The following is a 23,155-nucleotide window of genomic DNA, read 5'->3' on the forward strand; positions in this document are numbered from 1 at the left end:
CCGTCAGCGGCGATGGCGGCCGCCGGGCCTCAACAGTATCGGGCGTTCGGAGATCTGCTCCGGGCGGTGAGCTCTCGACGTGCTCAGCTCAGGTCGATGCCTTCCAGCCGGCCGGTGGAGCGCCACTCGTCCAGCATGCGGAAGAACTTGATCGGGCCGGCGCCGTACATCGCGGAGAAGAATCCGTTGGGGTTCCCGAGCTTGCCCTCGTTGTTGTAGTAGCCGGGGGTGCACGCCTCATAAAACTGCACACCGAGACGAGCCTTGTCGGCCATCTCGTCCTGCCACCACTGTTCGGCCTCGATCGTGGGCTCGATGCGGGTGCATCCTCGATCAGCAGCCTCATTGAGCATGTACACGACGTGTGCGGCCTGCTCGCCTAGCGCATGCGGGACGTTGACGGTCACAGCGCTCTGGGTGAAGCCGAGGAAGAAGCAGTTCGGGAAACCGTGGCTAGTCAGGCCGTGGAAGGTCTTGACCCCGTCGGACCACTTGTCCGACAGCGTCTGGCCGCCCCGTCCGATGATGTCGTAGCCGGCGCGCCGGGTGTAGGTCGTGCCCACCTCGAAACCGGTCGCGAAGACGATGCAGTCAACCTCGTATTCCGTGCCGCCGACCACGACGCCCCGTGAGGTGATGCGCTCCACGCCACGGCCGTCGGTGTCGACCAGATGCACGCTGGGCAGGTTGAACGTCGGCAGGTACTCGTCGTGGAAGCAGGGCCGCTTGCAGAACTGCCGGTACCAGGGCTGCAGTGCCTCCGCGGTCTCGGTGTCTTCCACCACCTCGGCGGCACGCGAGCGCACCGTGTTCATCTTCTGGAAGTCGGCCAGCTCCATGAGGCGGCCTTTCTCTGACCCGGTGAGGCGGCGCCCGAGCCGCCGAGCGGCTGTCTTGGCCGCAATGCCGGTGAGGTTGCGGAAGATGTCGGTCCAGCCGTCGGAGACCAAGTCCACGTCCTGGTCCCCACCACTCACGAGGATGTTGAAGTTCTCCATGCGGCGGCGCTGCCAGCCGGGCTCCAGCGACGCGGCCCATTCGGGGTCTGTCTCGCGGTTGGCGCGCACATCGATCGATGACGGCGTGCGCTGGAACACGAACAGCTCCTTGGCCGACTCGCCGAGGTGGGGGATGCACTGCACCGCGGTGGCGCCGGTGCCGATGATGCCCACTCGCTTGTCGGCGAGCTTGGTGAGACCGCCCTCGGAGTTGCCTCCCGTGTAGTCGTAGTCCCACCGGCTGGTGTGGAACGTGTGCCCCTCATAGGAGTCGATGCCCGCGATCCCGGGCAGCTTGGGCCGGTTGAGCGGCCCGTTGGCCATGGCCACGAAGCGGGCCCGCATCCGGTCGCCGCGGTCGGTGGAGATGATCCACTGGGCCTGATCGTCATCCCAGCGCATCTCGGCCACCGAGGTCTGCAGGCATGCGTTGTCATATAGCCCGAAGTGGCGGGCGATGGCCTTGGAGTGCTCGAAGATCTCGGGAGCGAACGAGTACTTGTGCTTCGGCATGTATGCCAGCTCTTCGAGCAACGGCAAGTAGCAGTACGACTCGACGTCGCACATAGCTCCCGGGTAGCGATTCCAGTACCAAGTGCCCCCGAAGTCGCCTGCCTTCTCGATGACCCGGATGCTCTCGCAGCCCGCCTTGCGCAACTCGGCGCCCATCAGCAGACCGCCGAAGCCGCCGCCGATAATGGCGACTTCCACCTCGTCGAAGAGCGGCTCGCGTTCGACACGTTCGGTGTATGGGTCGTCGACATAGTTGGAGAAATCCCCGACCACTTCGACGTACTGCTCGTTGCCGTCGTCACGCAGCCGCTTGTCGCGTTCGGCCCGGTAACGATCGCGCAGCTCGTCGGGATCGAAGTCGATATCGGGCAGGAAGGCCTCTTCCAGCGTTGCCGGTTCGCTTGCCTCGGCGATCGCAGTCACTGGGGTTGGGCTCATGGTGCTGCTGCTCATTCGAGCCTCGCTCCTGTGTCGTGCGCCGCCGGGGCGAGCGGCAATATCTAATCAATCTTAGAAAGAACTGGGCGTCGTTCGGAGACGTGTGCCTGCTGTGTGCGTGACAGAATCGGCGCTCGTGCAGAGGGTCATCGCGTTGGACATGGAGGGCGTCTTGACGCCCGAGATCTGGATCGCGGTGGCCCAACGCACCGGGATTGACGAGCTGAGACGCACGACCCGTGACGAGCCGGACTACGACGCGCTCATGCGGTACCGGATCGACGTCCTCAACACGCACGGCGTGTCGCTCGAGCAGATCCGCGATGTGATCGCTGGGCTGCCCCTGCTGGAGGGGGCGCGGGAGTTTCTCGACGAGCTCCGGCAGCGCTGGGTCGTGGTGCTGCTGTCGGACACGTTCGAGCAGTTCGACGATCACTTCCTGGAATTGATGGGCTACCCCCACCTGCTCTGCCACCGTCTTGACGTGGCCGACGGGCGCTTGGCGGGGTGGAGACGTCGGGTGGACGATGCCAAGCGGCGTGCCGTCGAGGCGTACCGCGCGCTGAATTACCACGTGACCGCCATCGGCGACTCCTACAACGATCTCACGATGCTGAGAGCGGCCGACGCGGCAAGCCTGTTCCGATGTCCCGAGGCGGTAGCCGAAGCCAATCCGGACCTGCCGTCGGTGTCCAGCTACGGCGACCTGCTGCGCTGGATCGAGTGCGTGCAGGTGCCGGCCACCCGCTGAGCCCTGGGGCTCGGACGGCGGATACGCTGCGAGCCACATGTTCCCCACACAACGAGCAGGGACGGAGCGAAGCAATGGCGATTGAGGTCGGCGACCAGATTCCCGATGTGACACTGCGAGTACTGGACGAGGGCGGCATGCCTGCGCCCGTGCAGTCCGGTGAGATGCTGGGCAGCGGCAAGGTGGTGCTGTTTGCAGTGCCGGGCGCATTCACCCCGGGCTGCAGCAACGTCCATCTCCCGGGATACATCGAGGGTGCGTCCGAGCTTGCGGGCAAGGGTGTCGACAAGATCGTCTGTGTCTCGGTGAACGACGCGTGGACCATGAATGCCTGGGCACAGGCCCAAGGCGCGGAAGGCATCGAGATGGCCGCGGACGGCAACGGCGACTTCGCCGAGGCCATGGGCTTGGTCATGGATGGCTCGGGCTTCGGCCTGGGTTCTCGCTCGCGGCGCTATGCGGCGGTCATCGAGGACGGGACGGTGACCGCGCTCGAGGTCGAGCCGGCAGGCGCCGTCGACGTGTCGAGCTGCGCCTCGATTCTGGGCAAGCTCTGATCCGAGCCCGGCGGGCGTCCCGGCGCTCATGACAATCAGCACGCCGGAGATTGCCGACGTGGTCGGTGAAGCGGCATCGGCTGTGCACATCGGCTTCGATGTCGGCGGCACGAAGATCTTCGGCGCGGTGACCGACAACGACGGTGCCGTGCAGCGGACTCTGCGCGAGCCGACGCCCGACGGCGCGGCGCCGCTCATGACTGCCCTGGCGGACATGACGGCACGGCTCGGCACCGGATCGCGCCCGGTTTCCGTTGGTGTCGGGATGGCCGGTTTGATCACGCTCGACGGTCGCGTGACGGTCTCGCCCAACCTCACCGATGTCGACGGCGCGGACATCGGGTCAGGACTCAGCGACCTGCTGGACATGCCGGTGTTCCTTGACAACGAGGTGAACTGTGCCGCCCGGTGGGAGATGTCTGCCGGTGCAGCGCGCGGCATTCGCAATGGGGTCATGGTGTCGCTCGGCACGGGCATCGGGGGAGCGTTCATGCTGAACGGCGAGGTGCTGCGAGGTTCCGGTGGGCTGGCGGGCGAGCCTGGGCACATGATCGTCGAGGCAGGTGGCCGCCTGTGCGCCTGCGGGCGACGGGGATGCTGGGAGATGTACGCATCCGGTTCCGCGCTGGACCGGATGGCTGTCGAGCGACTCGGCGACGCATGCCGCGGGCCAGAGGTGACTGCCGCAGCACGCCAAGGTGATGCTGCCGCGCTCGAAGTGCTGGATGAGTTTGCCTACTGGCTGGCGCTGGGCATCTCGAATCTGTGCATCCTGACCGACCCCGAAATGGTGGTGATCGGCGGCGGGCTCAGCGAGGATTGGGATCTGCTGGCGCCGTCCACCGACCAACATGTGGCGGCGTTGCTCATCGGCCGATCAGCCGAATCGCGCCCCAGGATCGTGCCCTCCGAAGCAGGCGAGCTCTCTGCGGCGCTTGGCGCCGCCTTGGGCGGCGCGCAGTGTCACGGTGCTGCCTTGGGCGGCGCGCAGGGTCACGGTGCTGCCTTGGGCGGCGCGCAGGGTCACAGTGCCGCCTTGGGCGGCGCTGTTAGTCGAGTGACGTGAAACCGCTGCGCACGGCCGTGCTGGTGTTGTTGACGGCAGCGGCTGGCCTGCTGCCCACGGTGGCGGCCGTGCGCATGAACTCGTCAGCCGACGAAGCGGCAACGCATGCAGCCTCGCTGCGTACTCCCGTATTGGCCTCCACGCTGGATGAGCCTGTACCGGACGACGCAGGCGGGACCGGAGCAGCGACGTCCGCTCTGCCGCTGCTGCGGGCTGAGCGCGCACCCGAAGCGTTGTGGCGAGCGGCACAGCAGCATCACATCGGCAACGAGATGACCGCCTTCAGCTCCGATTGGCCCGAGCCGCACTGCCTTGCGATCTGGATCGACGGCGTCGAAATGTTCTCCAGCAATCCCGATCCGGTGATCCCCGCATCGGTGCAGAAGCTCATCACTGCTGCCGCGGCTCTGTCCGTCGTGGATCCCGATGAGCGGTTGGTCACTCAGGTGCTGACCGATGCGGAGATCGTCGACGGCGTCCTCGACGGCACCGTCTGGGTTGTCGGCGGCGGTGATCCGCTGATCATGACCTTGTCCTACGCAGATTCCCACCGGCGCCAACCGCAGCTGCGCACCCCGATGGAACGCCTCGCTGATGATCTCGTCGGGCTCGGCCTCGAGACGCTGCGGGGCAATCTCATTGCCGACGAGTCTCGCTACGACACAACGCGATTTCCCGAGACATGGCCGCAGCGGTACATCACGCAGCTGAACAGCGGCCCACTGTCGGCCCTGAACCTCAACGACGGCATCACTGGCTTCACGACAACACTGTCTGCGGCCGAGCATCCGGCCCGCTGGTTCGTGTCTACGTTGGCGGACCTGCTGCGGGTCCGAGGCGTTGCGGTGGACGTCGAGATCGACGTGTCCGCAGCGCCGAGCGGCATGAGCGAGATTGCTCGCCTCACATCGCCCCCGCTGGTGGAGATCATCCAGCAGATGCTGCGCGAGAGCGACAACACCACCGCGGAGATGATGCTGCGCGAGATCGGTCTGCGAAGTGCAGGCGAGGGCTCCACGCCGGCTGGCGCCGCGGCTGCCGAGCGGATCGTGTCGGATCTGGTGCCCGATCAGTCCCGGCCGGCCGTAGTGGACGGTTCGGGGCTGGATCGCCAGAACATGGTCACGTGCAGCTTCTTCGCGGCACTCCTGGATCACTTCGGCACCGATGGTGCTTTCGCGGCGGGGTTGCCGGTAGCGGCACGCACGGGAACGCTCTCGCACCGGTTCGCCGAGCATCCCGCAGCGGGTCGGCTTCATGCCAAGACCGGTCTGCTCACCGGTGTGAACGCTCTCGCCGGGTTCATCGAGACCGACAGCGGGACGGTGACGTTCGCGCAGATGCTGAACGGCGTGCCGCCTGAGGGCCGCCTCGGCTTGGAACTGCAGGAGTCATTGGCCGGACAGCTCCTGCGCTACCCGGTGGGAGACGCCGTTGCCCTGCGAGGATTGACCCGTGGCCCCGCCTGAGATTCGACCCATGTTCCCTCTCGGGTCGCCGCTGCTGCCAGGCGCTGTGCTGCCGCTGCACATCTTCGAGCCCCGGTACCGGGCGCTCGCCCAGCGGTGCACCAGCAACGATGAGCCATTCGGCGTCGTGATGATCGAGCGCGGCAGCGAAGTCGGCGGCGGAGATGTGCGCGCCGACGTGGGTTGCCTGGCCTCCATTGCCCAGCACCAGGAATTGCCTGACGGACGCTGGGTGATGCTGGCCACCGGCGATTGGCGGATCAGGATCGTCGAGTGGCTGGCTGATGATCCCTATCCCCGGGCGCTGGTGTCAGATTGGCCCGACGATCCTGCAGATGTGCCCGCCGAGGAGCGCAAGGCGATCGTGGCCCGACTACGCCGCCTGCGCGCACGGGCGTCTGAGATCGGAGCGCTCGGAGTCACCGCGGCCGAGTCGGCCGCCATCGACGACCAGCTAGCGCAGCTCGCCGAGGCCCCGGCTGACGCATCAGCGTGGTCGTTCCAGCTCGCGTCGCTCGTGCCCGCTGGCCCGTTCGACCGCCACAGCCTGCTGTGCGCCCCCGACCCCGCCAGCCGGGTGGATGTCATCGCAGAGATTCTCGACGGCGTAGAAGAACTGCTGGGCGAACGGTAGCGTCGCCATGACTGTGCCTCGACGAGACTCCGGCCTGCGAGCTGAGATTTCCGAATTGGTCGGCATGCTTCGGTCATACATCGTCCAAGAGACGGTGGGCCCGCTGCGCGGGCTGGGCCGGTATGTGCTGTTCGGCCTCATCGGCGCCATCGGGGTGAGCCTGGGAGTGGTCTTCGGGGCGCTGGGTGTGGTGCGCGTGCTGCAGGCGGAAACGGACCTCTTCAATGCGAACTGGTCATTCGTCCCCCATATGGCCGGGGCCGTCGTTCTCTTGCTGGCGATTGCGTTGCTGATTCGCGCCATCCGGCCGAAACGCACCGAATTCGCTGCGCCGGATCCGGCCGCGCAGCGTGCCGACGACAATGCAGCAGAGGATGACGATGGCTGACGGCAATAGGGGCACCGGGGCGGGATCGAGCACAGATGACGAGCGCATCACGCCGTCGGATATCGCCGATCGCGTGCGACAGCTCGTCGGCGGAGCGGGTGACGCGGCCGAGCAGGTGTCGAGCGCAGTAGTGGCGGTGGCTGCCGCTGTCGGAACCGGCCTCGTGTTGGCCGCATTCCTGTTCGGCCGTCGCAGGGGCCGCCGACGGAGCACGCTCGTCGAAATCGTTCGGGTATAAGAGGCTGAGCCCCATGGCGAAGTGGCTGAGGCGAATGCCAGCCCGAGCCACCGATGCGCTATGGCGACGGGCGCGGACCGGCAATGGGGTATGGCTGGCCGCTGCAATCATGGCGAGCGGGCTGCGGCTGCTTGTTCGGTGGTCGAAGCGCGAGCGCGAGGTGGTCTACCGCGGCGAATTGGCAGCGGGCGAACAACTCACGATCCGTCACGTGCCACCGGATGACGCCGGCGGCAGTTCGGCGGCGGAGGGGGCGTGAAGCAACCTGACGAGCTGGAAGACGGCGAGCTGCAATCCGGCGAAACAGTGCTGATGGTCGACAGTCGTCAGCGTCGGTACCTCGTGGTGCTGCGAACTGGCGGCGAGTTTCACACTCACGCCGGAGTCGTGCAGCACGATCAGATCATCGGCTCGCCCGAAGGCTCGGAGTTCCGCAGCGGTTCGGGTGCCCGCTTCGTGGCGGTGCGCCCGACGCTCGCTGATCAGGTTCTGAAGATGCCGCGAGGCGCACAAGTGATCTATCCCAAGGATCTCGGTGCGATCTGGATGCTGGCCGACGTTCGAGCCGGCATGACAGTCTTCGAAACCGGTGTGGGTTCAGGCGCCTTGTCGGCGACGCTGCTCCGCTGCGGCGCTTTTGTCACCGGCTACGAGCTGCGGGAGGACTTTGCTGAGCGAGCTGTCCAGAACGTCGAGAGCATCGCCGGTGCCGAGGCGCTGGATCGCTATGACGTACAGCTCCGCGATGCCTACGAATCGGTCGATCCGCCCCGCAGCAGTCCGCCACAGAGCAAGACCGGGACGGCGGCTGCCGGAGAGGCGAGTTCTTCCGAGTGCCGGTACGACCGGGCCGTGCTCGACATTCCCGAGCCTTGGCGTGTCGCAGTGCACTTGCCAGAACGCTTGCGGCGCGGGGGGATCCTGGTGGCGTACAACCCGTCGGTGACCCAGGTGCAGCAACTGCGCCGCACGCTGGACGAAGGGCCGTGGGCACTCATCGAGACCATCGAGGTCATGCACCGGAGCTGGCACGTCAAGGGAGCTTCGGTGCGGCCGGATCACCGTATGGTCGCCCACACCGGCTTCCTGACGCACGCCCGATTGATCGAGGCGTGACACGAGCGCTGGGTGCTGTGCTGCTGGTCGGCACGATGATTGCCTGCGGAGCCGATCCCGACGACTCCGGCCGGGCCAGGTTGCCGGTCGCCAGCGTCGCCTCGATCCCGAGTGCCGACGGTCCCGTCTGGTTGGGTGCACCGCCCGCATCTGTGACAGTTGATGACGGCGTGCTAGCCGCGGTCGTCGCAGTGCGTGCGTTTGGCTGCGGACCGGTGTCTCATGGCTCGGGGTTCGCTGTCGCGTCGGGACTGCTGGTCGGCTCGGCCCATGTTGTTGCCGGAGCATCGAGCGTCGAGGTTGCATGGAACGCAGGCGGCGACGAGCTCGTCACCGCTTCGGCGGACATCGTCGGGTTCGACCCGGCACGAGACCTCGCTTTGCTGCGTTCCGATGCTGCTGTGCCGCCGTTGCGAATCGAACGCGTGCGCTTCGGCAGCACCGGAGCAGTGCTCGGCTACCTGCACGGTGAGCAGCTTGAAGTGTCGCCGGCGCGCATCGAGCATCTGGTGCGGGCGTCGGGGCTCTGGGGTGACGGAATCGGGCGAAACGTGTACTTCCTTGCTGCCGACGTCCAGAAGGGCCAGTCCGGCGGGCCGTTGGTCGACCGGGGTGGCGTTGTCGGGGTGGCATTCGCCAGTGCGACTGGACCCGACGATGTCGGGTATGCGCTCAGCCGGGGCGAACTGCTGGGCTTCCTGGCCTCATCGGGAGTCGATGTGGGATTTGACTACCGTGGCGATGCGGTGATCCATACTCAGCCAGCGAGTCTCAGCGTGGCTTCCAGCGGCGACTGCCGCCTCAGATGACGAGTGCCCAGAAGCTCACGCCTCGATCTGTGCTTGTCGCTTTATTGAAGCTCACGCTTCAATAAAGATGCACTCCCCGGGGCACTCTTCGGCGGACTCGATCACGGCGTCGAGCTGCGAGTCGGGAAACTCTGCGAGCCCCTCGACACCGCCCGGTTCGGAGAAGATCTTGTCGCCTTCCTTCACGTAGGCAAGCCCGTCGTCGAGCAGCGTGAAGACATCGGGTGCGATCTCTTCGCAGAGCCCGTCACCGGTGCACAGATCCTGATCGATCCAGACCTTCATCGTGTAACGACCCTTCCTGTGGGGCGGCCCGAAGGGGGGAACCGAGCCACCTATGAAATCTACCGAGTCGGCGCGCGTCCTGCACGGCACTGATCGCCCCCGGCCTAGCGGCCGGACTGGCAAGCGGGCGGGCGTCGCGTCTTGCCAGCAGTGTCAGGGTAGTGTCGGCCGCGCATGGAGCAGGGCGACGACGACACCCAGCGCAGCAGCGCAGCGGATGCGGGCGTGCTCCGCAGCCGCATGCGCACGCTCGAGGAAGAGGTCGCACTGCTTCGGCGCAAGCTGGCCGACACGCCGGCGCGGGTCAGCACGCTTGAAGAACGTCTGCTTGAGGCGAAGGGTCAGCTGTCGGCAGCGGTCTCGCAGAACGAGAAGCTGACCTACACCCTGCGCGAGGCGCGTGAGCACATCGCAGCCCTGCGCGAAGAGGTCGACAAGCTGACCCAGCCGCCGTCGGCCTACGGCACGTTCCTGTCCCGCAATGACGACGGCACGGCGGATGTGCACGCCAGCGGGCGCAAGATGCGCGTCGCCCTGCACCCCGACTTGGCGGAGACCGAGCTAGTCGAGGGCAGCGAGGTGGTGCTGAACGAGTCGTACAACATCGTGCTGGCGCGTGGGCCCGAGACATCCGGCGAGGTAGTGACGCTGAACGAGGTGCTCGCCGACGGCTTCCGTGCGCTGGTCACGGGCCGCGCCGACGAGGAACGCATCGTGGAGCTCGCGGGCGACCTGCGCGACGAGCCGCTGCGGTCGGGTGACAACCTGCTGCTCGATGTGCGCTCGAACATCGTGCTTGAGCGTCTGCCACGACCCGAAGTGGACGATCTGCTGCTCGAAGAAGTGCCGGACGTCACCTACGAGGACATCGGCGGGCTGGATACCCAGATCGAGCTCATCACCGATGCCGTGGAGCTGCCGTACCTGCATCAAGACCTGTTCCGCACCTACGACCTTCCGGCCCCGAAGGGCATCCTGCTCTACGGCCCGCCCGGCTGTGGCAAGACGCTGATCGCGAAGGCGGTCGCCAACTCGCTGGCAGCCAAGGTGGGGGAGGTCTCCGGCCAGCAGGGCGCACGCAGCTTCTTCATCAACATCAAGGGTCCCGAGCTGCTCAACAAGTACGTGGGCGAGACTGAGCGCCAGATCCGGCGCATTTTCGAGCGGGCCAGGGAGAAGGCTTCCGAGGGTTGGCCGGTGATCGTCTTCTTCGACGAGATGGAGTCGCTGTTCCGCACGCGCGGCAGCGGCATCAGCTCCGACATGGAGTCGACGGTCGTGCCGCAGCTGCTTGCGGAGATCGACGGCGTCGAGGGTCTGCGCAACGTGATCGTGATCGGCGCCTCGAACCGCGAAGACCTCATCGACCCGGCGATCCTGCGTCCTGGCCGCCTCGACGTGAAGATCAAGATCAACCGGCCAGACGAGCAGGCGGCGCTGTCGATTTTCAGCACGTACCTCACGCCGACGCTGCCGATCGACCCGATGGAAGTGGCCGACCTGGGTGGCGGCGATCCGCACAAAGCCGTGCGGATCATGATCGAGCGGACTGTCGACGAGATGTACCGCCCCGACGATCTCAACCGCTTCCTCGAGGTCACCTACCAGAACGGCGACAAGGAAGTCATGTATTTCAAGGACTTCGCGTCGGGGGCGATGATCGAGAACATCGTGCGCCGGGCCAAGAAGAACGCCATCAAGCGGTCGCTTGCCACCGGCAGCAACGGCATCCGGCTGGACGACCTCATGGGCTCGATCCGCCAGGAGTTTCGTGAACACGAAGACCTGCCCAACACGACCAATCCCGACGACTGGGCGAAGATCTCCGGCAAGAAGGGTGAACGGATCGTGTTCATCCGGACGCTCGTCGATCCCGACGAGAGCGATGCGCTCGGCGGCCGAGCCATCGAGCGAGTGCAGACCAGCCAGTACCTGTAGAGCACTGCACGTTCAACAGGCAGCAACAGAGGTCGCGTCGGGAAGGCGCGTCTCTCCGCGCATCCTCTAGGGTCTCGCGCGGTGGCGGTTCACAAGGTCGTTGGCATCGAGACTGAGTTCGGCATCATCCATCGCTGCAACGGCGACTCCAATCCCGTGGCGGCGTCGTCGATGATCATCAACGCCTACGTCAACGGCTTCCTGTGCCAGCGCGTCAGCTGGGACTTCGAAGACGAGCAACCCGGGGCTGACGCGAGGGGATTCAACGAGTTCGACGCGCTAGCGCCCGAGATCGAAACGCACCTGGTCAACGCCGTGCTGACCAACGGCGCCCGCTACTACGTCGACCACGCGCACCCTGAGCTGTCGACTCCCGAGTGTTCGGACGCGCGCCAATGCGTCGTGTACGACCGGGCAGCGGAGGAGATCCTGATCCGGTCCATGCAGGCGGCAAACAATCTCCTGCCAGACGACGAAGAACTGGTCATCCACAAGAACAACAGCGACGGCAAGGGCAACAGCTACGGCTGCCACGAGAACTACCTGCTGGACCGCGATGTGCCGTTCGGCCGGGTGGTGACGCACATCCTGCCCTTCTTCGTGACCCGCCAGATTTTCTGCGGTGCAGGCAAGCTGGGCATCGAGGTCCCGATGGATGACCGCTCTCCGGCACCGTTCGGAGACCGGCCGTTCCAGATCAGCCAGCGCGCCGACTTCTTCGAGGAGGAAGTCGGACTCGAGACCACGCTCAAGCGGCCCATTGTCAACACCCGGGACGAGCCGCACGCCGACACGCGCAAGTACCGGCGCCTGCACGTCATCATCGGCGACGCCAACATGAGCGAGCTCCAGACGTATCTCAAGCTGGGCACCACCTCGCTGGTGCTGGCGATGATCGACGACGACTTCGTGCCCGAGCCCCTGACGCCGCTCGTGCCGGTCGCGGCGCTGCGCCAGGTGAGCTTCGACACTGCCCTGTCGGGGCTGATCGAACTGGTCGACGGCCGTCGCATGCGAGCCATCGAGGTTCAATGGGAGTACTTGGAGCTGGCGCGGAAGTATGCGCAGAGCCATGGCTTGGATCCCGTCGGCGGCGACGACATCGGCAATGACATCCTGGATCGCTGGGAAGCGGTGCTCACCGGGCTGGAATCGGATCCGATGAGCCTTGCGACGCAATTGGACTGGGTTGCCAAGCTGCGCTTGTACGAGGCCTTCGCCGAGCGGCACGACCTCGACTGGGATGATCCGAAGCTCGCCGCCCTGGACTTGCAGTATCACGACCTGCGGCCGTCCAAGTCGCTGGCCCGACGCGTCGGTCTTGAACGGGTCACCACCGACGACGAAGTGGACGAGGCGGTCTCTGCACCGCCGCCGACGACGCGCGCGTACTTTCGGGGCCGTTGCCTCGACAAGTTCGGGGACGAGATCGTGGCTGCCAACTGGGACTCGATGGTGTTCGACATCGGTACCGACCCGCTGCGGCGCGTGCCGATGCTCGAACCGCTGCGAGGAACCCAAGCGCACGTGGGTAGCTTGTTGGACGAGTGCCGGGACGCAGCCGAGCTGCTGCGCCGGCTGGGAAATTAGCCGCTGGGTTCAGCCTCGAACGCAGGCGGCAATCGGAACTCTCACGCATTCGAGACCCAAGCAATCGACACCGGAGGAGGCCCGAGATGGCAGAACGCGAGCAGATGCGACGGTCGGCTCCGAGGGAGACCGAGAGTCCCGCACCGCAGGACACCTCGTCTGAAGGAGCGACCGAACTGAAGGCGGAGCTCGACGACCTGCTCGACGAGATCGACGATGTGCTCGAGACCAATGCCGAGGAGTTCGTGAAGAATTACGTGCAGAAGGGCGGCGAGTGACCCCCATGCCCTTCTTCGCCCCAGGCGACGATCCCGGGGCGAGCTTCCTCGAATTGCTGCGGCGCACGGGCAGCGAGCCATTCGCCGGGCTCGCGCAGGTTCCCGGCGCTGAAGGGGGTTTCGGCGCCCTCGAGGGCTCCCACGCCACCACCGTGCTGGCCGTGCGCAGCTCCGACGGGGTGGTGGTGGCCGGAGACCGGCGGGCCACCAGCGGCAACCTCATCAGCCATCGCGACATGCGCAAGGTCTTCCCAGCCGATTCCTATTCGGCGGTCGCCATTGCCGGCGCAGCAGGCCCTGCCGTGCAGATGGTTCGTCTCTTCCAACTGCAGCTCGAGTACTACGAGAAAATCGAAGGCAAGCCGCTGAGCCTGGAGGGCAAGGCGAACCAGCTGGCCGAAATGCTGCGGGCACACTTGCCGCAGGCGATGCGTGGTCTCCCGGTGGTGCCCATCTTCGCCGGATTCGACCCTGTCGACGGGAGGGGCAGGCTCTTCCAATACGACGTGACCGGCGGCCGCTATGAGGAGCAGGACTACGCCACGGCCGGCTCGGGCAGCCTGCACGCCGGGACAGTCCTGAAGCTCGGCTTCCGTGACGACTTGAGCGAGCCGGAGGCACTGACGCTCAGCGTGCAGGCGTTGTGGCATGCCGCCGATGAGGACAGCGCCACCGGCGGTCCCGATCCTGTGCGCGGCATCTACCCGGTGCTGGCGGCGATCGGGAGCGTGGGATTCCGCCAGCTCAGCGACGCCGAGTCAGGAGCAGTATTCGCTGATCTGCAGGCCGAGCTCTCCGGCGGCAGCGGGGGAGCGGCCCGGTCCGGTTCAGCCGGCGCCGATCCCAGTTCCGCCGGAGGCAGCCGCAGCGAGGTGCCGCGATGAGCATGCCGGGGATGTACGTCAGTCCCGAGCAGCTCATGCAAGACCGGGCCGACTACGCCCGCAAGGGAATCGCCCGGGGACGCTCGCTGGTGACGCTGGAATACGGCCACGGCATCGCCCTGGTGGCAGAGAACGCCAGCGCAACGCTGCGCAAGGTGTCGGAGATTTACGACCGGATCGCCTTCGGCGGCGTGGGCCGCTACATCGAGTTCGACCAGCTGCGCATCGCGGGTGTCCGCCACGCTGAGCTGAAGGGATACCAGTACTCGCGTTCAGACGTGGAAGCTCGCAGCCTCGCCAACCAGTACGCGCAGATGCTGGGGCAGTTCTTCACCCATGAGCTCAAGCCGCTCGAGGTCGAGATCGTGGTGGTGGAGGTGGGGATCGGCGACGAGGCCAACCAGCTCTACAGGATCCAGTACGACGGGACCGTCATGGACGAGGAGGCGTACTGCTGCATCGGAGGCGATGCCGACGCGGTGCGCGAGCGGGTGGCCGAGGGCTACGACCCTGAGCTCGATGCCGACGCTGCCATCCGGCTGGCTCGTGCGGCGCTCGCTGGGCCCGAGCGTGAGATCGCTGCACCGGATCTCGAGGTGGCCTTGCTCGAGTCGAACCTCGAAGACGCAACACACCGCCGCCGGTGCTTCCGGCGTCTCGAGGACGACGAGGTGGCGGCCGCCCTCGGCGACGACGACTCCGATCAGGAAGATTCCTAGATCGGAAGTACGGTGAGCGCCGTGCAGCGGCGCATCATGGGTGTCGAGAACGAGTACGGCGTCACGTGCACGCTGCGGGGGCAGCGGCGCCTCAGCCCCGATGAGGTAGCGCGCTACCTGTTCCGCCGGGTGGTGTCGTGGGGCCGATCCAGCAATGTGTTCTTGGCAAACGGGGCGCGCCTGTATCTCGACGTCGGCAGCCATCCCGAGTACGCCACGCCGGAATGCGATTCCGTCTATGACGTGGTGTGCCACGACCGTGCGGGCGAGCGGATCCTCGAACAGCTCGTCGCCAGCGCCACCGAGCGACTGGCAGAGGAGGCGTTCAACGGCACGATCTTCCTCTTCAAGAACAACACCGACTCGGCCGGCAACAGCTACGGGTGCCATGAGAACTACCTGACCAGCCGCGCCGATGACTTCTCGAACTACGCCGAGGTGCTGATCCCGTTCCTGGTGACCAGGCAGATCTACGCCGGCGCGGGCAAGGTGCTCAATACGGCCAAGGGTGCCCGGTATTGCATCACCCAGCGAGCGGAGCACATCTGGGAGAGCGTGTCGAGCGCTACCACCCGCAGCCGTCCGATCATCAACACCCGCGACGAACCGCACGCCGATGCGGAGCGCTTCCGACGCTTGCACGTCATCGTCGGCGACTCGAACATGAGTGAGTACACATCGTTCCTCAAGATCGGCGCGGCGGCACTCATGCTGCGCATGCTTGAGGATCCCTCCGTGGTGCTGCGGGACATGACGCTGGAGAACCCCATCCGGGCGATCCGCGAGATCAGCCACGACATCACCTGCAGACGCAAGGTGCGCCTGGCCAATGGGCGCGAAGTGAGCGCATTCGATATCCAGTCGGAGTACCTGGAACGAGCCCTGCGCTTTGCCGAGACCAACGACCTCACGGAGGAGGAATCACGTGCCCTGCAGATGTGGGAGCACGCCATGACGGCGATCGGCGACGATCCGCTGCAGCTGGATCGTGAGGTGGACTGGGTCATCAAGCACAAACTGCTCACGAGCTATGCCGATCGTGCTGGGGTGGGCTTCGACGACCCACACATTGCTCTGCTGGATCTGCAGTACCACCATGTTCATTCGACGCGAGGCGTTTTCTATGTAATGCAGCGGCGCGGCCTGGTCGAGCGGGTCCTGGATGACGCCGATGTGCGTCGGGCGACCGAGGAAGCGCCCCAGACGACGAGAGCCCGACTGCGCGGTGCGTTCGTTCGCGAGGCCAAGGCGCGGCGCCGCGACTACACCGTGGACTGGGTGCATCTGAAGCTCAACGACCAGGCTCAGCGAACGGTCTTGTGCAAGGACCCGTTCCGTTCCCACGACGAGCGTGTCGACAAGTTGATCGAGTCGCTGTGATGCGCACCGCGGTCTGCCCGCTTCGGCGCTCCGCTGGCTGAAGGCAGCAGATGCCGCGCTTTGCGCGCCTGCGAGCCGCCGAGGTCCGTGACGTGCGGCCCGGGCTGGCGCGGATGACCCTGTCGGACGGCAGCGAGGCGTACGCGCTGACGGATCTGTGCGGCCCGGTCAAAGCCGGCGACGAGCTGCTCGTGAACACGGCCGCGCTGGACCTGCATCTGGGCAGCGGCGGAGCCCATGTGGTTCACACCAACCTCAGTGCGCCCTACCGCGGCGCTGGAGATCCAGCGCCTCCGGGCCGGATCATGAAGGCCCGTTATCTCGCAGAGCAGCTGCCCGTCGACGCGTATGAGGAAGCGACGGGCGATGCGCCCGACGATGTCGACGTGGAGACGCTGCCGTCGCTGGCGCGCGTGCGGGTGGTGCTGTGCGTGCTGCACAGCCACGCGCTGGCGCTGGCTGCAACAGTCCGCGATGCCACCGGTACGGCGCCGGGTTACGTCATGACCGATGGCGGAGCCTTGCCGTTCGTGCTCAGCGATCTCGCAGCGGCGTGCTTGGAACGAGGGGTGATAGCGACGGCGGTCAGCGCCGGGCAGGCCTTCGGGGCTCCTCTCGAGGCGGTCACTGTTGCCTCCGGCGTGGCTGCACTGGCGCAGCGAGGCGTCGAGCGCGTGGTCATCGCACCAGGGCCAGGGCACCTCGGGACCGCGAGCCCTCTGGGTTTCTCGGCCCTGGATCTCGTCGGCCACGCGGCCGTGCTGGACGCACTCGGGGCGGTGACAGCACTGGCGGCGCGTGCTTCGTCTGTTGATGAGCGCTCACGGCACCGTGGCGTGAGCCATCACACTCGCGCGATGGCAGCGCTGGCTCCCGCCCGGACAGCTGTGCCAGTCCCGGCAGGACCAGCGGCTGGCAAGGCAGCCGGGGAAGCAGCGTGGATCGAGGCGTTGGGGGAGCGCGCGGTCGGCGTGGAGCCGGTTGCCGTCGCCGATGCCCTTGCCCGCTGCGGCCTGAATGTCACCTCCATGGGCCGACCACTGACAGATGACCGGCGTGCATGCGCATGGCTGGGAGCCGCAGCGGCCTGGCTGGCGGCACCGGCATGACCATTCCCGACGAACCCGAGGATCTGCCGCCGCCTCGGCAGCCGCGCGTTCGGCGGGCTATGAGCCGACGCACGCGCAGCCTGCTGTCGTGGACATGGGTGCTGCTGGCGGCGGTGATGCTCGCGCTGCTGATGCGGACGTTTCTCATCGCCGCGTTCTACATCCCGTCCGAGTCGATGGAACCGGTGCTCGAGATCGGGGATCGACTGCTGGTCTCCAAGCTCAGCTACCGCATCGGAGATCCCGAACCCGGCGATGTTGTTGTGTTCCGGACCCCGCCCTCGATGCAGCCGGCGCAGACCGCAGAGCTCATCAAGCGAGTTGTTGCCGTCGGCGGCCAGCAGGTCGAAGCAGTGAACGGCCGACTCGTCATTGACGGATCGCCGGTGGATGAGCAGTACCTGTCCGCCGACGTGTACACGCGCGACTTCGGTCCAGTGCTGGTGCCTGCCGGATACGTGTTCGTCATGGGCGACAACCGTCGCTCGAGCCAGGACAGCCGTGTCTTCGGCGCCATCCCGGAGAGCGAGATCGTCGGCAGGGCATTTGCTCGCTTCTGGCCGCCCACGCGGCTCGGCGGCTTGTAGATCTGCGGCGCGGTGATCGGTGCCGAACGCGGTCAGGCGGGCTGCGTCTCGCAGATGTCGCCTGCAGGGGTTGATTCCTCCGAAGTCTTCGATGACTCGAGGCCAGCGAGCAGGCGGTCGACGTGATCGCCGTACAGGCCATCGAGGCCCATGTTCCGCAGTGCGGTCGCCAGGCGGGTGTGCTGCACGTCCCAGCCGAAGCAGAGGCGCTCGAATCGGTGGAAGAGAGCCGCGAGGCCGCCCGTCCAGTCCTTGGCGGGAAGGTTGACCGCATCGATGCGGGCATTGGCCATCGCGGCAGCCCGACGCTCTGGGCCCTCCTTCATGCGCCGCACCCGAGTCGAATCGACGATGTGGGCCGAAGTGCGCCGGCGCAGGTCGACCAGGAGATCCCAGTCGCCGTGGCACAGCCAGAGACGGTCCTCCGCACCGGCGGAACGGGCAGCGGAGATCACGGCGTCCGCCGCCGCAGGGTCTTTGAGATCGACTGACAGCTCGAAGTCGGTGCCGCACGCCTGGTACATGTCCGCAAGCGTGGGAATCTCGGCACCGATTCGATCGCGCTGCAACGAGCTGAATGCACGGCGAACACCGCGGTGCCAATCGACGCCGTCATGGTCCAGCATGGGATGACCGTCCTGGCTCAGCCAGACATCGGTCTCGAGGCCGGTTGCTCCCATGTCCAGGGCCAGGACGAACGTGTCCAGGGCATTGTCGGGGCCGTGCGCTCGTCCGCCACGGTGCGCGAACGCGATCGGAGGCGTGCGCAGTGACGGCAGCGGCTGAGGGGGCACGCCTCTATCGTGCCACTTGTGCCGGCGATATGGCTGTTGCCCATCGTTGCCTTCGGCGTGCTCGCCGCCCTCAGCATCGTCATGATCCGACGGCTGGCGATGGAGCTGCGGGCGACGGCACAGAGCCTGGCGTCCATCGCAGACGCGGCGGCAACGGTGCGTGCCGACGTCATGCGAGCGCGCGCCGCAATCGACAGCCTGGACGTGCCGTCGCTGCGCCAAGCCACTGCCGAACGAGCGCTCGGCATGGCGGTGCGGTGGGCTGCTCGCCGGGTACTGCCCTTCTGATGGGTCAGCAGTCGTTGCACACGGGTCCGCCTGCGCGTGCGCGGCACAGAACCGCCGCGCGGGGCCGGGGTTCTACCATCGAGCCGTGAGCCTGCAGCCCAACGAGGTGCTGATCATCGTGCTCGTGGCGCTGATCGTGCTCGGCCCCAAGCGGCTGCCGGGCGCAATCCGGGGCATCGGCCGCGCCTTCCGGCAGGTACGCGACTTCTCGACCACTGTTCGCCAGGAAATGGATGCCACGATCTCGCCGCCGATAGTCGAGCCCGCATCGCCGCCCGCACGTCCCCCCGCGTCAGAAGACCCAGAGGCAGAGCCGGAGGGTGACCAGGCCGACAACGAGCAGCCTGATGCTGCGGGACCGGCCGGCGATGACGTGACCAGAGACGGCGCTGCGTGAGACTTCGATGGCGCCGCCGGCCACGGCCGGAGGTGATGGGTTTCTGGGATCACGTCGCCGAGCTGCGGAACCGGCTCATCTGGAGCATCGTGGCCATCGGGCTCGGCATGGTTGTCGGGCTCATCGTGTACGACTGGCTCTTGGAGGCGGTCTTCCTGCCCCCGTATTGCCGAGTCCTTGAAGCGCGTGACGCTCCGGCGAGCGTGCTGGGGGACTCCTGCAGCCTGATCATCACCTCGCCGCTGGAAGGATTCCGCACCCGAATAAAGGTCTCGGCGTACCTGGGCGTAGTGCTGGCGATGCCGGTGCTGTTGTGGCACCTGTGGCGCTTCATCACTCCGGCTCTGGACCGCCGGGAGAAGCGATGGGCGGTGCCGTTCGTGATCGTCGGGTTCCTGCTGTTCGCGTCCGGTGTGCTGCTCGCCTACTTCACTTTCGAGCGGGCGCTGGATTTTCTGATCTCCGTCAGCGGTGATGTCGTGGATCCGCTGCTGGGGCCAGGTGCCTACTTGGGCTTGGTGACGTTCATGATGCTGGCATTCGGCATCGGCTTCGAGTTCCCGATCCTGTTGGTGTTCGCACAGCTCGCTGGGATTGTGACCCCGCGGCAGCTCAATAGAGCCCGCCGCTATGCCATCGTCGGCATCGTCGCCGGCGCGGCGATCATCACGCCGTCTGGGGACCCGATCACGCTGGCGGCACTGTCGGTGCCGCTGTATGTGTTCTACGAGCTGTCGATCCTGGTCGGTTACCTGATACTCCGCCGCCGCAGCGGTGAACCCCCGCTGCGGCGCCGATTCCGCCGGCTGCCGAAAGAGAGCGAACAGGGCGCCGTAGGCGGCGGGCTGACGCCGTGACCTCGAACCGGCCGGCAGGGCCACCGCTGTTCGCGGAACTCCTGAATGCGCGGGGCATCTCGCCAGACGGCTTTCAGACCGAGGCGTTCGCCGCGCTCGACCGGGGCGACTCGGTGCTGGTCGCTGCGCCGACCTCGTCGGGCAAGACCCTCGTTGCGGAGTACGGGATCGCGGCAACCCTGGAAGCAGGCAAGCGCGCCGCTTACACCGCACCGACCAAGGCGCTGTCGAACCAGAAGCTGCGCGAGCTGCGCTCGTGGCTGGGCTCCGAGCGGGTCGGCCTGCTCACCGGCGACAACGTCATCAGCCCGGATGCCGACGTGGTGGTCATGACCACCGAAGTGCTGCGCAACATGATGTACGCCGGCTCGCCGCACATCGCCCAGTTCGGCGTGGCCGTGCTGGATGAGGTCCACTATCTGCAGGATCCGTACCGGGGAGCGGTCTGGGAAGAGGTCATCATCAGCACGCCGCCGCACATGCGACTGGTGTGCCTGTCGGCCACGGTCAGCAATGCGCACGAGCTCGCTTCATGGGTCGAAGCCACCGCAGGCGGGTGCACGGCGGTGGTGTGCTCGCAGCGGCCGGTGCCTCTCGAGGACCGTTTCCTGCTCTACGAACGGCACAGCCGCCGCTTGGTGGACCTGCCGACGCTGCGGGACGGCCGCCCGAATCCCGAGATCGAGCGGATGGCCGAGGGGGCACGTTCCCGATCCGGCGGCCAGCGCCGGCATCGCCGGGCAGGTGCGCGACCGGCCCGGCCGCGCCGCTCGGAGATCGTCGAGCATCTGGCGGCCGGCGCCAGGCTGCCCGCAATCGTGTTCGTGTTCTCCCGCCAGGGTTGCGACGACGCCGCCCGGACGCTGGTCGCTGAGGGGGCGGCGTTTCTGGATGCCGCTCAGCAGCATCGCGTACGGCAGATCGCGGCGGCGCACACGGCGGATCTCGACGGGGGAGATCTCGACGCGCTCGGCTACCACGAGTGGCTGGAGCAGCTCACAGCCGGCGTTGCGGCTCATCACGCGGGCCTGATACCGGCCTTCAAGGAGGCCATCGAAGAGTGCTTCTCGGCCGGACTGTTGGCAGTGGTGTTCGCAACGGAGACGCTGGCGGTGGGCGTGAATATGCCTGCTCGCTCGGTGGTGATCGAGCAGCTCAGCCGCTTCCGGGGCGAGGGCTTTGCACTGCTGACACCGGGCGAGTACACCCAACTCACCGGGCGGGCGGGTCGCCGCGGTATCGATGAGACGGGCTTCGCATACACGCTGTGGCATCCGCAGACGGCGTTCGAGGAGACGGCCCGCCTGGCCGCAAGCGGTGACTTCGAACTGGAGTCCTCGTTCCGGCCGACCTACAACATGGTTGCCAACCTCATCGCCAGCCGCAGCCACGACGAGGCAGTCGAGCTCCTACAGCGGTCGTTCGCCCAGTGGCGGGCTGATCGCCGGGTCGGCCAGTGGACCGCGGAACTCGAGGTGGAACGCAAAGCGCTGCGCGAGGCTCGGGCACGACTGCGGTCGATGGGGGGCGGTCGTGGCCGTTCGCAGTCGCACGCATCGGCACGCGGGAGGTCGTCGGGCTCGGGTCGGCACCGGCGCGGCAGGCCTGCCGACCGCCGCACCGACCGGGCACTCGTCGATGCGGAGCGTCACGCCGAGCGCGTGGGAGCACGGGTGAGCCGTCTGAAGGATCGGATCAAACTCGCCAAGGGAGGGCTGGCCCGCCAGCTCGACGCCACCAACGAGGTGCTGAACATCTTCGGCTGTGCGGATGCCTGGTCGCTGACCGCCACCGGTGACTGCTTGAAGTCTGTCTTCCACGAGTGCGATCTGCTGACGGTGCTGTGCTTGCGCGACGGCGTTTTCGACGGTGTGGCGCCCGCTCAACTCGCCGGCCTGGTGTCGGTGCTGACCTACGAACATCGCAGCAGCCAGCCGCCGCCGCCGCCCCGCTATCCCGACAACGACTCCCGCGAGAGGGCAGCGCACATGTTCGAGCTGGCGTCACAGATCAACAGCGCTGAGCGACAGCACAGCGTGGCGCCGTCGCGCGCGCCCGACGCAGCGTTCTTCGCCATTGCCCATGCCTGGGCTGGCGGGACGGCATACACCGATCTGTGGCACGGCGATGCGGGGGGCGACCAAGTGCCCTCTGGCGGCGATTTCGTTCGCCAGATGCGGCAGCTCATCGATCTCGTCGACCGGATCGCAGGCGTTGCCTTCCAGCAGCGCACACGGCGCGCCGCAGCCGATGCCTGCTCGGCACTCGACCACGGTGTCGTCGCTGCAGCTGCCCGAGTCTCCGATGGCCGGGTGGGGGAATCTGTCACCGCGGCGTCGGGAGACGGCTTCGTGTCGTTGCCGGTGGTGACACGCACGCGCAGGCTCACGTGACCGTCCGGCGCAACGAGCCGTGGGGAATCGCAGCGATGCTGCCCGATGGGGCGCCGATCGCCAGCAGCAATGCCGAATTGCGCCGGTTGACCACCTGCCAGCGCACCGGTGACGCACCAGCGGCGCCGGTCGGCGTGGTCGGCGGCGACCTGTGGCGCGTGGTGGGCGCACCGGCAGGCGGTGCGGATCGCCTGCATTCCGGACACGCGCGAACAGCGGCCATCGACCTCATCGAGGTAACTGCGGACGGCGAGACGCACTGGGCCTGCGTCGGGGCCATCGCGCGCAACTCGTGGTGGCGAGGCCCCGTCGTGGTTGCCATGAGTGCCGAATCGCTCGGGCCGTGGCGACTGGCACCCGCAGCCCATCCCAACGACGGACGGCTGCACGTGCTCAGCACCGGTTTGGATCAACCCACGCTCAGCGCAACCCAACGACTACTGGCCCGACGGCGGCTGAGGTCGGGAGCTCACGTACCGCACCCGGCCATCGCCGTGCGGCGTGTGCAGAGCTGGGAGCATCGGTTCGATCGGCCGCTCGGACTGTGGCTCGACGGCGAGATGGTCGGCAGATGCCGTGAACTTGCTCTCGCAATCCGACCTGATGCCGCAGTGATCGTGTTCTGAGCCCAGGCAGTGCCTGCCGGTCCGCAGGATGCGGTCGTGCGGGCCATACCATC

General features: G+C 66.8%; 26 protein-coding genes. 23 read left to right on the forward strand and 3 right to left on the reverse strand.

Annotated features, from left to right (window positions below):
• Positions 1–83: 83 nt before the first annotated feature.
• A complete protein-coding gene (locus ACOGXD_RS13715) occupies positions 84–1,949 on the reverse strand; it encodes a flavin-containing monooxygenase (RefSeq protein ID WP_419915580.1) in 1,866 nt (621 codons plus the stop codon).
• A 136-nt stretch (positions 1,950–2,085) separates the two neighbouring features.
• On the opposite strand from ACOGXD_RS13715, the gene thrH reads away from it, so the two are divergent.
• The 10 genes from thrH (at position 2,086) to ACOGXD_RS13765 (ending at position 8,977) form a co-directional block, all read left to right on the forward strand.
• Positions 2,086–2,700: a bifunctional phosphoserine phosphatase/homoserine phosphotransferase ThrH gene (gene thrH, locus ACOGXD_RS13720; protein WP_419915581.1), complete on the forward strand. Its 615-nt coding sequence runs from the start codon at positions 2,086–2,088 to the stop codon at positions 2,698–2,700.
• A gap of 74 nt (positions 2,701–2,774) precedes the next feature.
• On the forward strand, positions 2,775–3,257 hold the full coding sequence (locus tag ACOGXD_RS13725) for a peroxiredoxin (protein WP_419915582.1): 483 nt from the start codon (positions 2,775–2,777) through the stop codon (positions 3,255–3,257).
• Positions 3,258–3,285: 28 nt separating this feature from the next.
• Positions 3,286–4,323, forward strand: coding sequence for an ROK family protein (locus ACOGXD_RS13730; protein ID WP_419915583.1), 1,038 nt, complete (start codon positions 3,286–3,288; stop codon positions 4,321–4,323).
• Entirely contained in the window at positions 4,320–5,792 is a 1,473-nt protein-coding gene (gene dacB, locus ACOGXD_RS13735) for a D-alanyl-D-alanine carboxypeptidase/D-alanyl-D-alanine-endopeptidase (protein WP_419915584.1), read from the forward strand. Before ACOGXD_RS13730 ends, dacB begins: the two co-directional genes overlap by 4 nt.
• A 10-nt stretch (positions 5,793–5,802) precedes the next feature.
• Complete coding sequence (locus ACOGXD_RS13740) at positions 5,803–6,426, forward strand: LON peptidase substrate-binding domain-containing protein (protein ID WP_419915585.1); 624 nt, start codon at positions 5,803–5,805, stop codon at positions 6,424–6,426.
• A gap of 94 nt (positions 6,427–6,520) precedes the next feature.
• Positions 6,521–6,814: a hypothetical protein gene (locus ACOGXD_RS13745; protein ID WP_419915586.1), complete on the forward strand. Its 294-nt coding sequence runs from the start codon at positions 6,521–6,523 to the stop codon at positions 6,812–6,814.
• Positions 6,807–7,052: a hypothetical protein gene (locus ACOGXD_RS13750; protein WP_419915587.1), complete on the forward strand. Its 246-nt coding sequence runs from the start codon at positions 6,807–6,809 to the stop codon at positions 7,050–7,052. Before ACOGXD_RS13745 ends, ACOGXD_RS13750 begins: the two co-directional genes overlap by 8 nt.
• 13 nt (positions 7,053–7,065) lie before the next feature.
• Positions 7,066–7,311 (forward strand): hypothetical protein, encoded by a 246-nt coding sequence (locus tag ACOGXD_RS13755; protein WP_419915588.1) that lies wholly within the window; start codon positions 7,066–7,068, stop codon positions 7,309–7,311.
• Entirely contained in the window at positions 7,308–8,168 is an 861-nt protein-coding gene (locus tag ACOGXD_RS13760; RefSeq protein ID WP_419915589.1) for a tRNA (adenine-N1)-methyltransferase, read from the forward strand. Before ACOGXD_RS13755 ends, ACOGXD_RS13760 begins: the two co-directional genes overlap by 4 nt.
• Entirely contained in the window at positions 8,165–8,977 is an 813-nt protein-coding gene (locus tag ACOGXD_RS13765) for a trypsin-like peptidase domain-containing protein (protein ID WP_419915590.1), read from the forward strand. Before ACOGXD_RS13760 ends, ACOGXD_RS13765 begins: the two co-directional genes overlap by 4 nt.
• 51 nt (positions 8,978–9,028) lie before the next feature.
• Here ACOGXD_RS13765 and ACOGXD_RS13770 read toward each other — a convergent pair whose 3' ends face one another.
• Positions 9,029–9,262, reverse strand: coding sequence for a ferredoxin (locus ACOGXD_RS13770; protein ID WP_419853422.1), 234 nt, complete (start codon positions 9,260–9,262; stop codon positions 9,029–9,031).
• A 174-nt stretch (positions 9,263–9,436) separates the two neighbouring features.
• On the opposite strand from ACOGXD_RS13770, the gene arc reads away from it, so the two are divergent.
• The 8 genes from arc (at position 9,437) to lepB (ending at position 17,747) form a co-directional block, all read left to right on the forward strand.
• A complete protein-coding gene (arc, locus tag ACOGXD_RS13775) occupies positions 9,437–11,200 on the forward strand; it encodes a proteasome ATPase (protein WP_419915591.1) in 1,764 nt (587 codons plus the stop codon).
• Between the two features lie 81 nt (positions 11,201–11,281).
• Positions 11,282–12,790, forward strand: coding sequence for a depupylase/deamidase Dop (gene dop / locus ACOGXD_RS13780; protein ID WP_419915592.1), 1,509 nt, complete (start codon positions 11,282–11,284; stop codon positions 12,788–12,790).
• Positions 12,791–12,876: 86 nt separating this feature from the next.
• The gene (locus ACOGXD_RS13785) at positions 12,877–13,068 is read left to right on the forward strand and encodes a ubiquitin-like protein Pup (RefSeq protein ID WP_419853425.1); all 192 of its coding nucleotides are present in this window, start codon (positions 12,877–12,879) and stop codon (positions 13,066–13,068) included.
• Positions 13,069–13,073: 5 nt separating this feature from the next.
• Positions 13,074–13,952 (forward strand): proteasome subunit beta, encoded by an 879-nt coding sequence (gene prcB / locus ACOGXD_RS13790; protein ID WP_419917412.1) that lies wholly within the window; start codon positions 13,074–13,076, stop codon positions 13,950–13,952.
• Positions 13,949–14,671, forward strand: a complete 723-nt coding sequence (prcA, locus tag ACOGXD_RS13795; protein ID WP_419915593.1) for a proteasome subunit alpha — start codon at positions 13,949–13,951, stop codon at positions 14,669–14,671. The genes prcB and prcA overlap by 4 nt, the downstream gene beginning before the upstream one ends.
• A 21-nt stretch (positions 14,672–14,692) precedes the next feature.
• On the forward strand, positions 14,693–16,051 hold the full coding sequence (gene pafA / locus ACOGXD_RS13800) for a Pup--protein ligase (protein ID WP_419915594.1): 1,359 nt from the start codon (positions 14,693–14,695) through the stop codon (positions 16,049–16,051).
• A gap of 50 nt (positions 16,052–16,101) precedes the next feature.
• Positions 16,102–17,160 carry a DUF3866 family protein gene (locus tag ACOGXD_RS13805; protein WP_419915595.1) on the forward strand — a complete coding sequence of 353 codons (1,059 nt, stop codon included), beginning with the start codon at positions 16,102–16,104 and terminating at the stop codon, positions 17,158–17,160.
• Positions 17,161–17,219: 59 nt separating this feature from the next.
• A complete protein-coding gene (lepB, locus tag ACOGXD_RS13810) occupies positions 17,220–17,747 on the forward strand; it encodes a signal peptidase I (RefSeq protein WP_419915596.1) in 528 nt (175 codons plus the stop codon).
• Positions 17,748–17,779: 32 nt separating this feature from the next.
• Here lepB and ACOGXD_RS13815 read toward each other — a convergent pair whose 3' ends face one another.
• Complete coding sequence (locus tag ACOGXD_RS13815; protein ID WP_419915597.1) at positions 17,780–18,541, reverse strand: glycerophosphodiester phosphodiesterase; 762 nt, start codon at positions 18,539–18,541, stop codon at positions 17,780–17,782.
• 18 nt (positions 18,542–18,559) lie between these two features.
• Between ACOGXD_RS13815 and ACOGXD_RS13820 the strand changes: the two genes are divergently transcribed.
• The 5 genes from ACOGXD_RS13820 to ACOGXD_RS13840 all read left to right on the forward strand — a co-directional run bounded on the left by ACOGXD_RS13820 (position 18,560) and on the right by ACOGXD_RS13840 (position 23,102).
• A complete protein-coding gene (locus tag ACOGXD_RS13820) occupies positions 18,560–18,829 on the forward strand; it encodes a hypothetical protein (protein WP_419915598.1) in 270 nt (89 codons plus the stop codon).
• 85 nt (positions 18,830–18,914) lie between these two features.
• Complete coding sequence (locus tag ACOGXD_RS13825; protein ID WP_323670997.1) at positions 18,915–19,226, forward strand: twin-arginine translocase TatA/TatE family subunit; 312 nt, start codon at positions 18,915–18,917, stop codon at positions 19,224–19,226.
• A complete protein-coding gene (gene tatC / locus ACOGXD_RS13830) occupies positions 19,223–20,083 on the forward strand; it encodes a twin-arginine translocase subunit TatC (RefSeq protein ID WP_419915599.1) in 861 nt (286 codons plus the stop codon). Before ACOGXD_RS13825 ends, tatC begins: the two co-directional genes overlap by 4 nt.
• Complete coding sequence (locus ACOGXD_RS13835; protein ID WP_419915600.1) at positions 20,080–22,476, forward strand: DEAD/DEAH box helicase; 2,397 nt, start codon at positions 20,080–20,082, stop codon at positions 22,474–22,476. The genes tatC and ACOGXD_RS13835 overlap by 4 nt, the downstream gene beginning before the upstream one ends.
• A complete protein-coding gene (locus ACOGXD_RS13840) occupies positions 22,473–23,102 on the forward strand; it encodes a hypothetical protein (RefSeq protein WP_419915601.1) in 630 nt (209 codons plus the stop codon). Before ACOGXD_RS13835 ends, ACOGXD_RS13840 begins: the two co-directional genes overlap by 4 nt.
• Positions 23,103–23,155 lie beyond the last annotated feature (53 nt).

Source organism: Candidatus Poriferisodalis sp. (assembly GCF_965204125.1).
GTDB lineage: Bacteria > Actinomycetota > Acidimicrobiia > Acidimicrobiales > Poriferisodalaceae > Poriferisodalis.

Coding starts and splice junctions, on each gene's coding strand:
- ACOGXD_RS13715 (WP_419915580.1), bottom strand. CDS start 1,949: ATGAGCCCAACCCCAGTGACTGCGATCGCCGAGGCAAGCGAACCGGCA.
- ACOGXD_RS13725 (WP_419915582.1), top strand. CDS start 2,775: ATGGCGATTGAGGTCGGCGACCAGATTCCCGATGTGACACTGCGAGTA.
- ACOGXD_RS13730 (WP_419915583.1), top strand. CDS start 3,286: ATGACAATCAGCACGCCGGAGATTGCCGACGTGGTCGGTGAAGCGGCA.
- ACOGXD_RS13740 (WP_419915585.1), top strand. CDS start 5,803: ATGTTCCCTCTCGGGTCGCCGCTGCTGCCAGGCGCTGTGCTGCCGCTG.
- ACOGXD_RS13750 (WP_419915587.1), top strand. CDS start 6,807: ATGGCTGACGGCAATAGGGGCACCGGGGCGGGATCGAGCACAGATGAC.
- ACOGXD_RS13755 (WP_419915588.1), top strand. CDS start 7,066: ATGGCGAAGTGGCTGAGGCGAATGCCAGCCCGAGCCACCGATGCGCTA.
- ACOGXD_RS13770 (WP_419853422.1), bottom strand. CDS start 9,262: ATGAAGGTCTGGATCGATCAGGATCTGTGCACCGGTGACGGGCTCTGC.
- arc (WP_419915591.1), top strand. CDS start 9,437: ATGGAGCAGGGCGACGACGACACCCAGCGCAGCAGCGCAGCGGATGCG.
- ACOGXD_RS13785 (WP_419853425.1), top strand. CDS start 12,877: ATGGCAGAACGCGAGCAGATGCGACGGTCGGCTCCGAGGGAGACCGAG.
- prcB (WP_419917412.1), top strand. CDS start 13,074: ATGCCCTTCTTCGCCCCAGGCGACGATCCCGGGGCGAGCTTCCTCGAA.
- prcA (WP_419915593.1), top strand. CDS start 13,949: ATGAGCATGCCGGGGATGTACGTCAGTCCCGAGCAGCTCATGCAAGAC.
- ACOGXD_RS13805 (WP_419915595.1), top strand. CDS start 16,102: ATGCCGCGCTTTGCGCGCCTGCGAGCCGCCGAGGTCCGTGACGTGCGG.
- lepB (WP_419915596.1), top strand. CDS start 17,220: ATGAGCCGACGCACGCGCAGCCTGCTGTCGTGGACATGGGTGCTGCTG.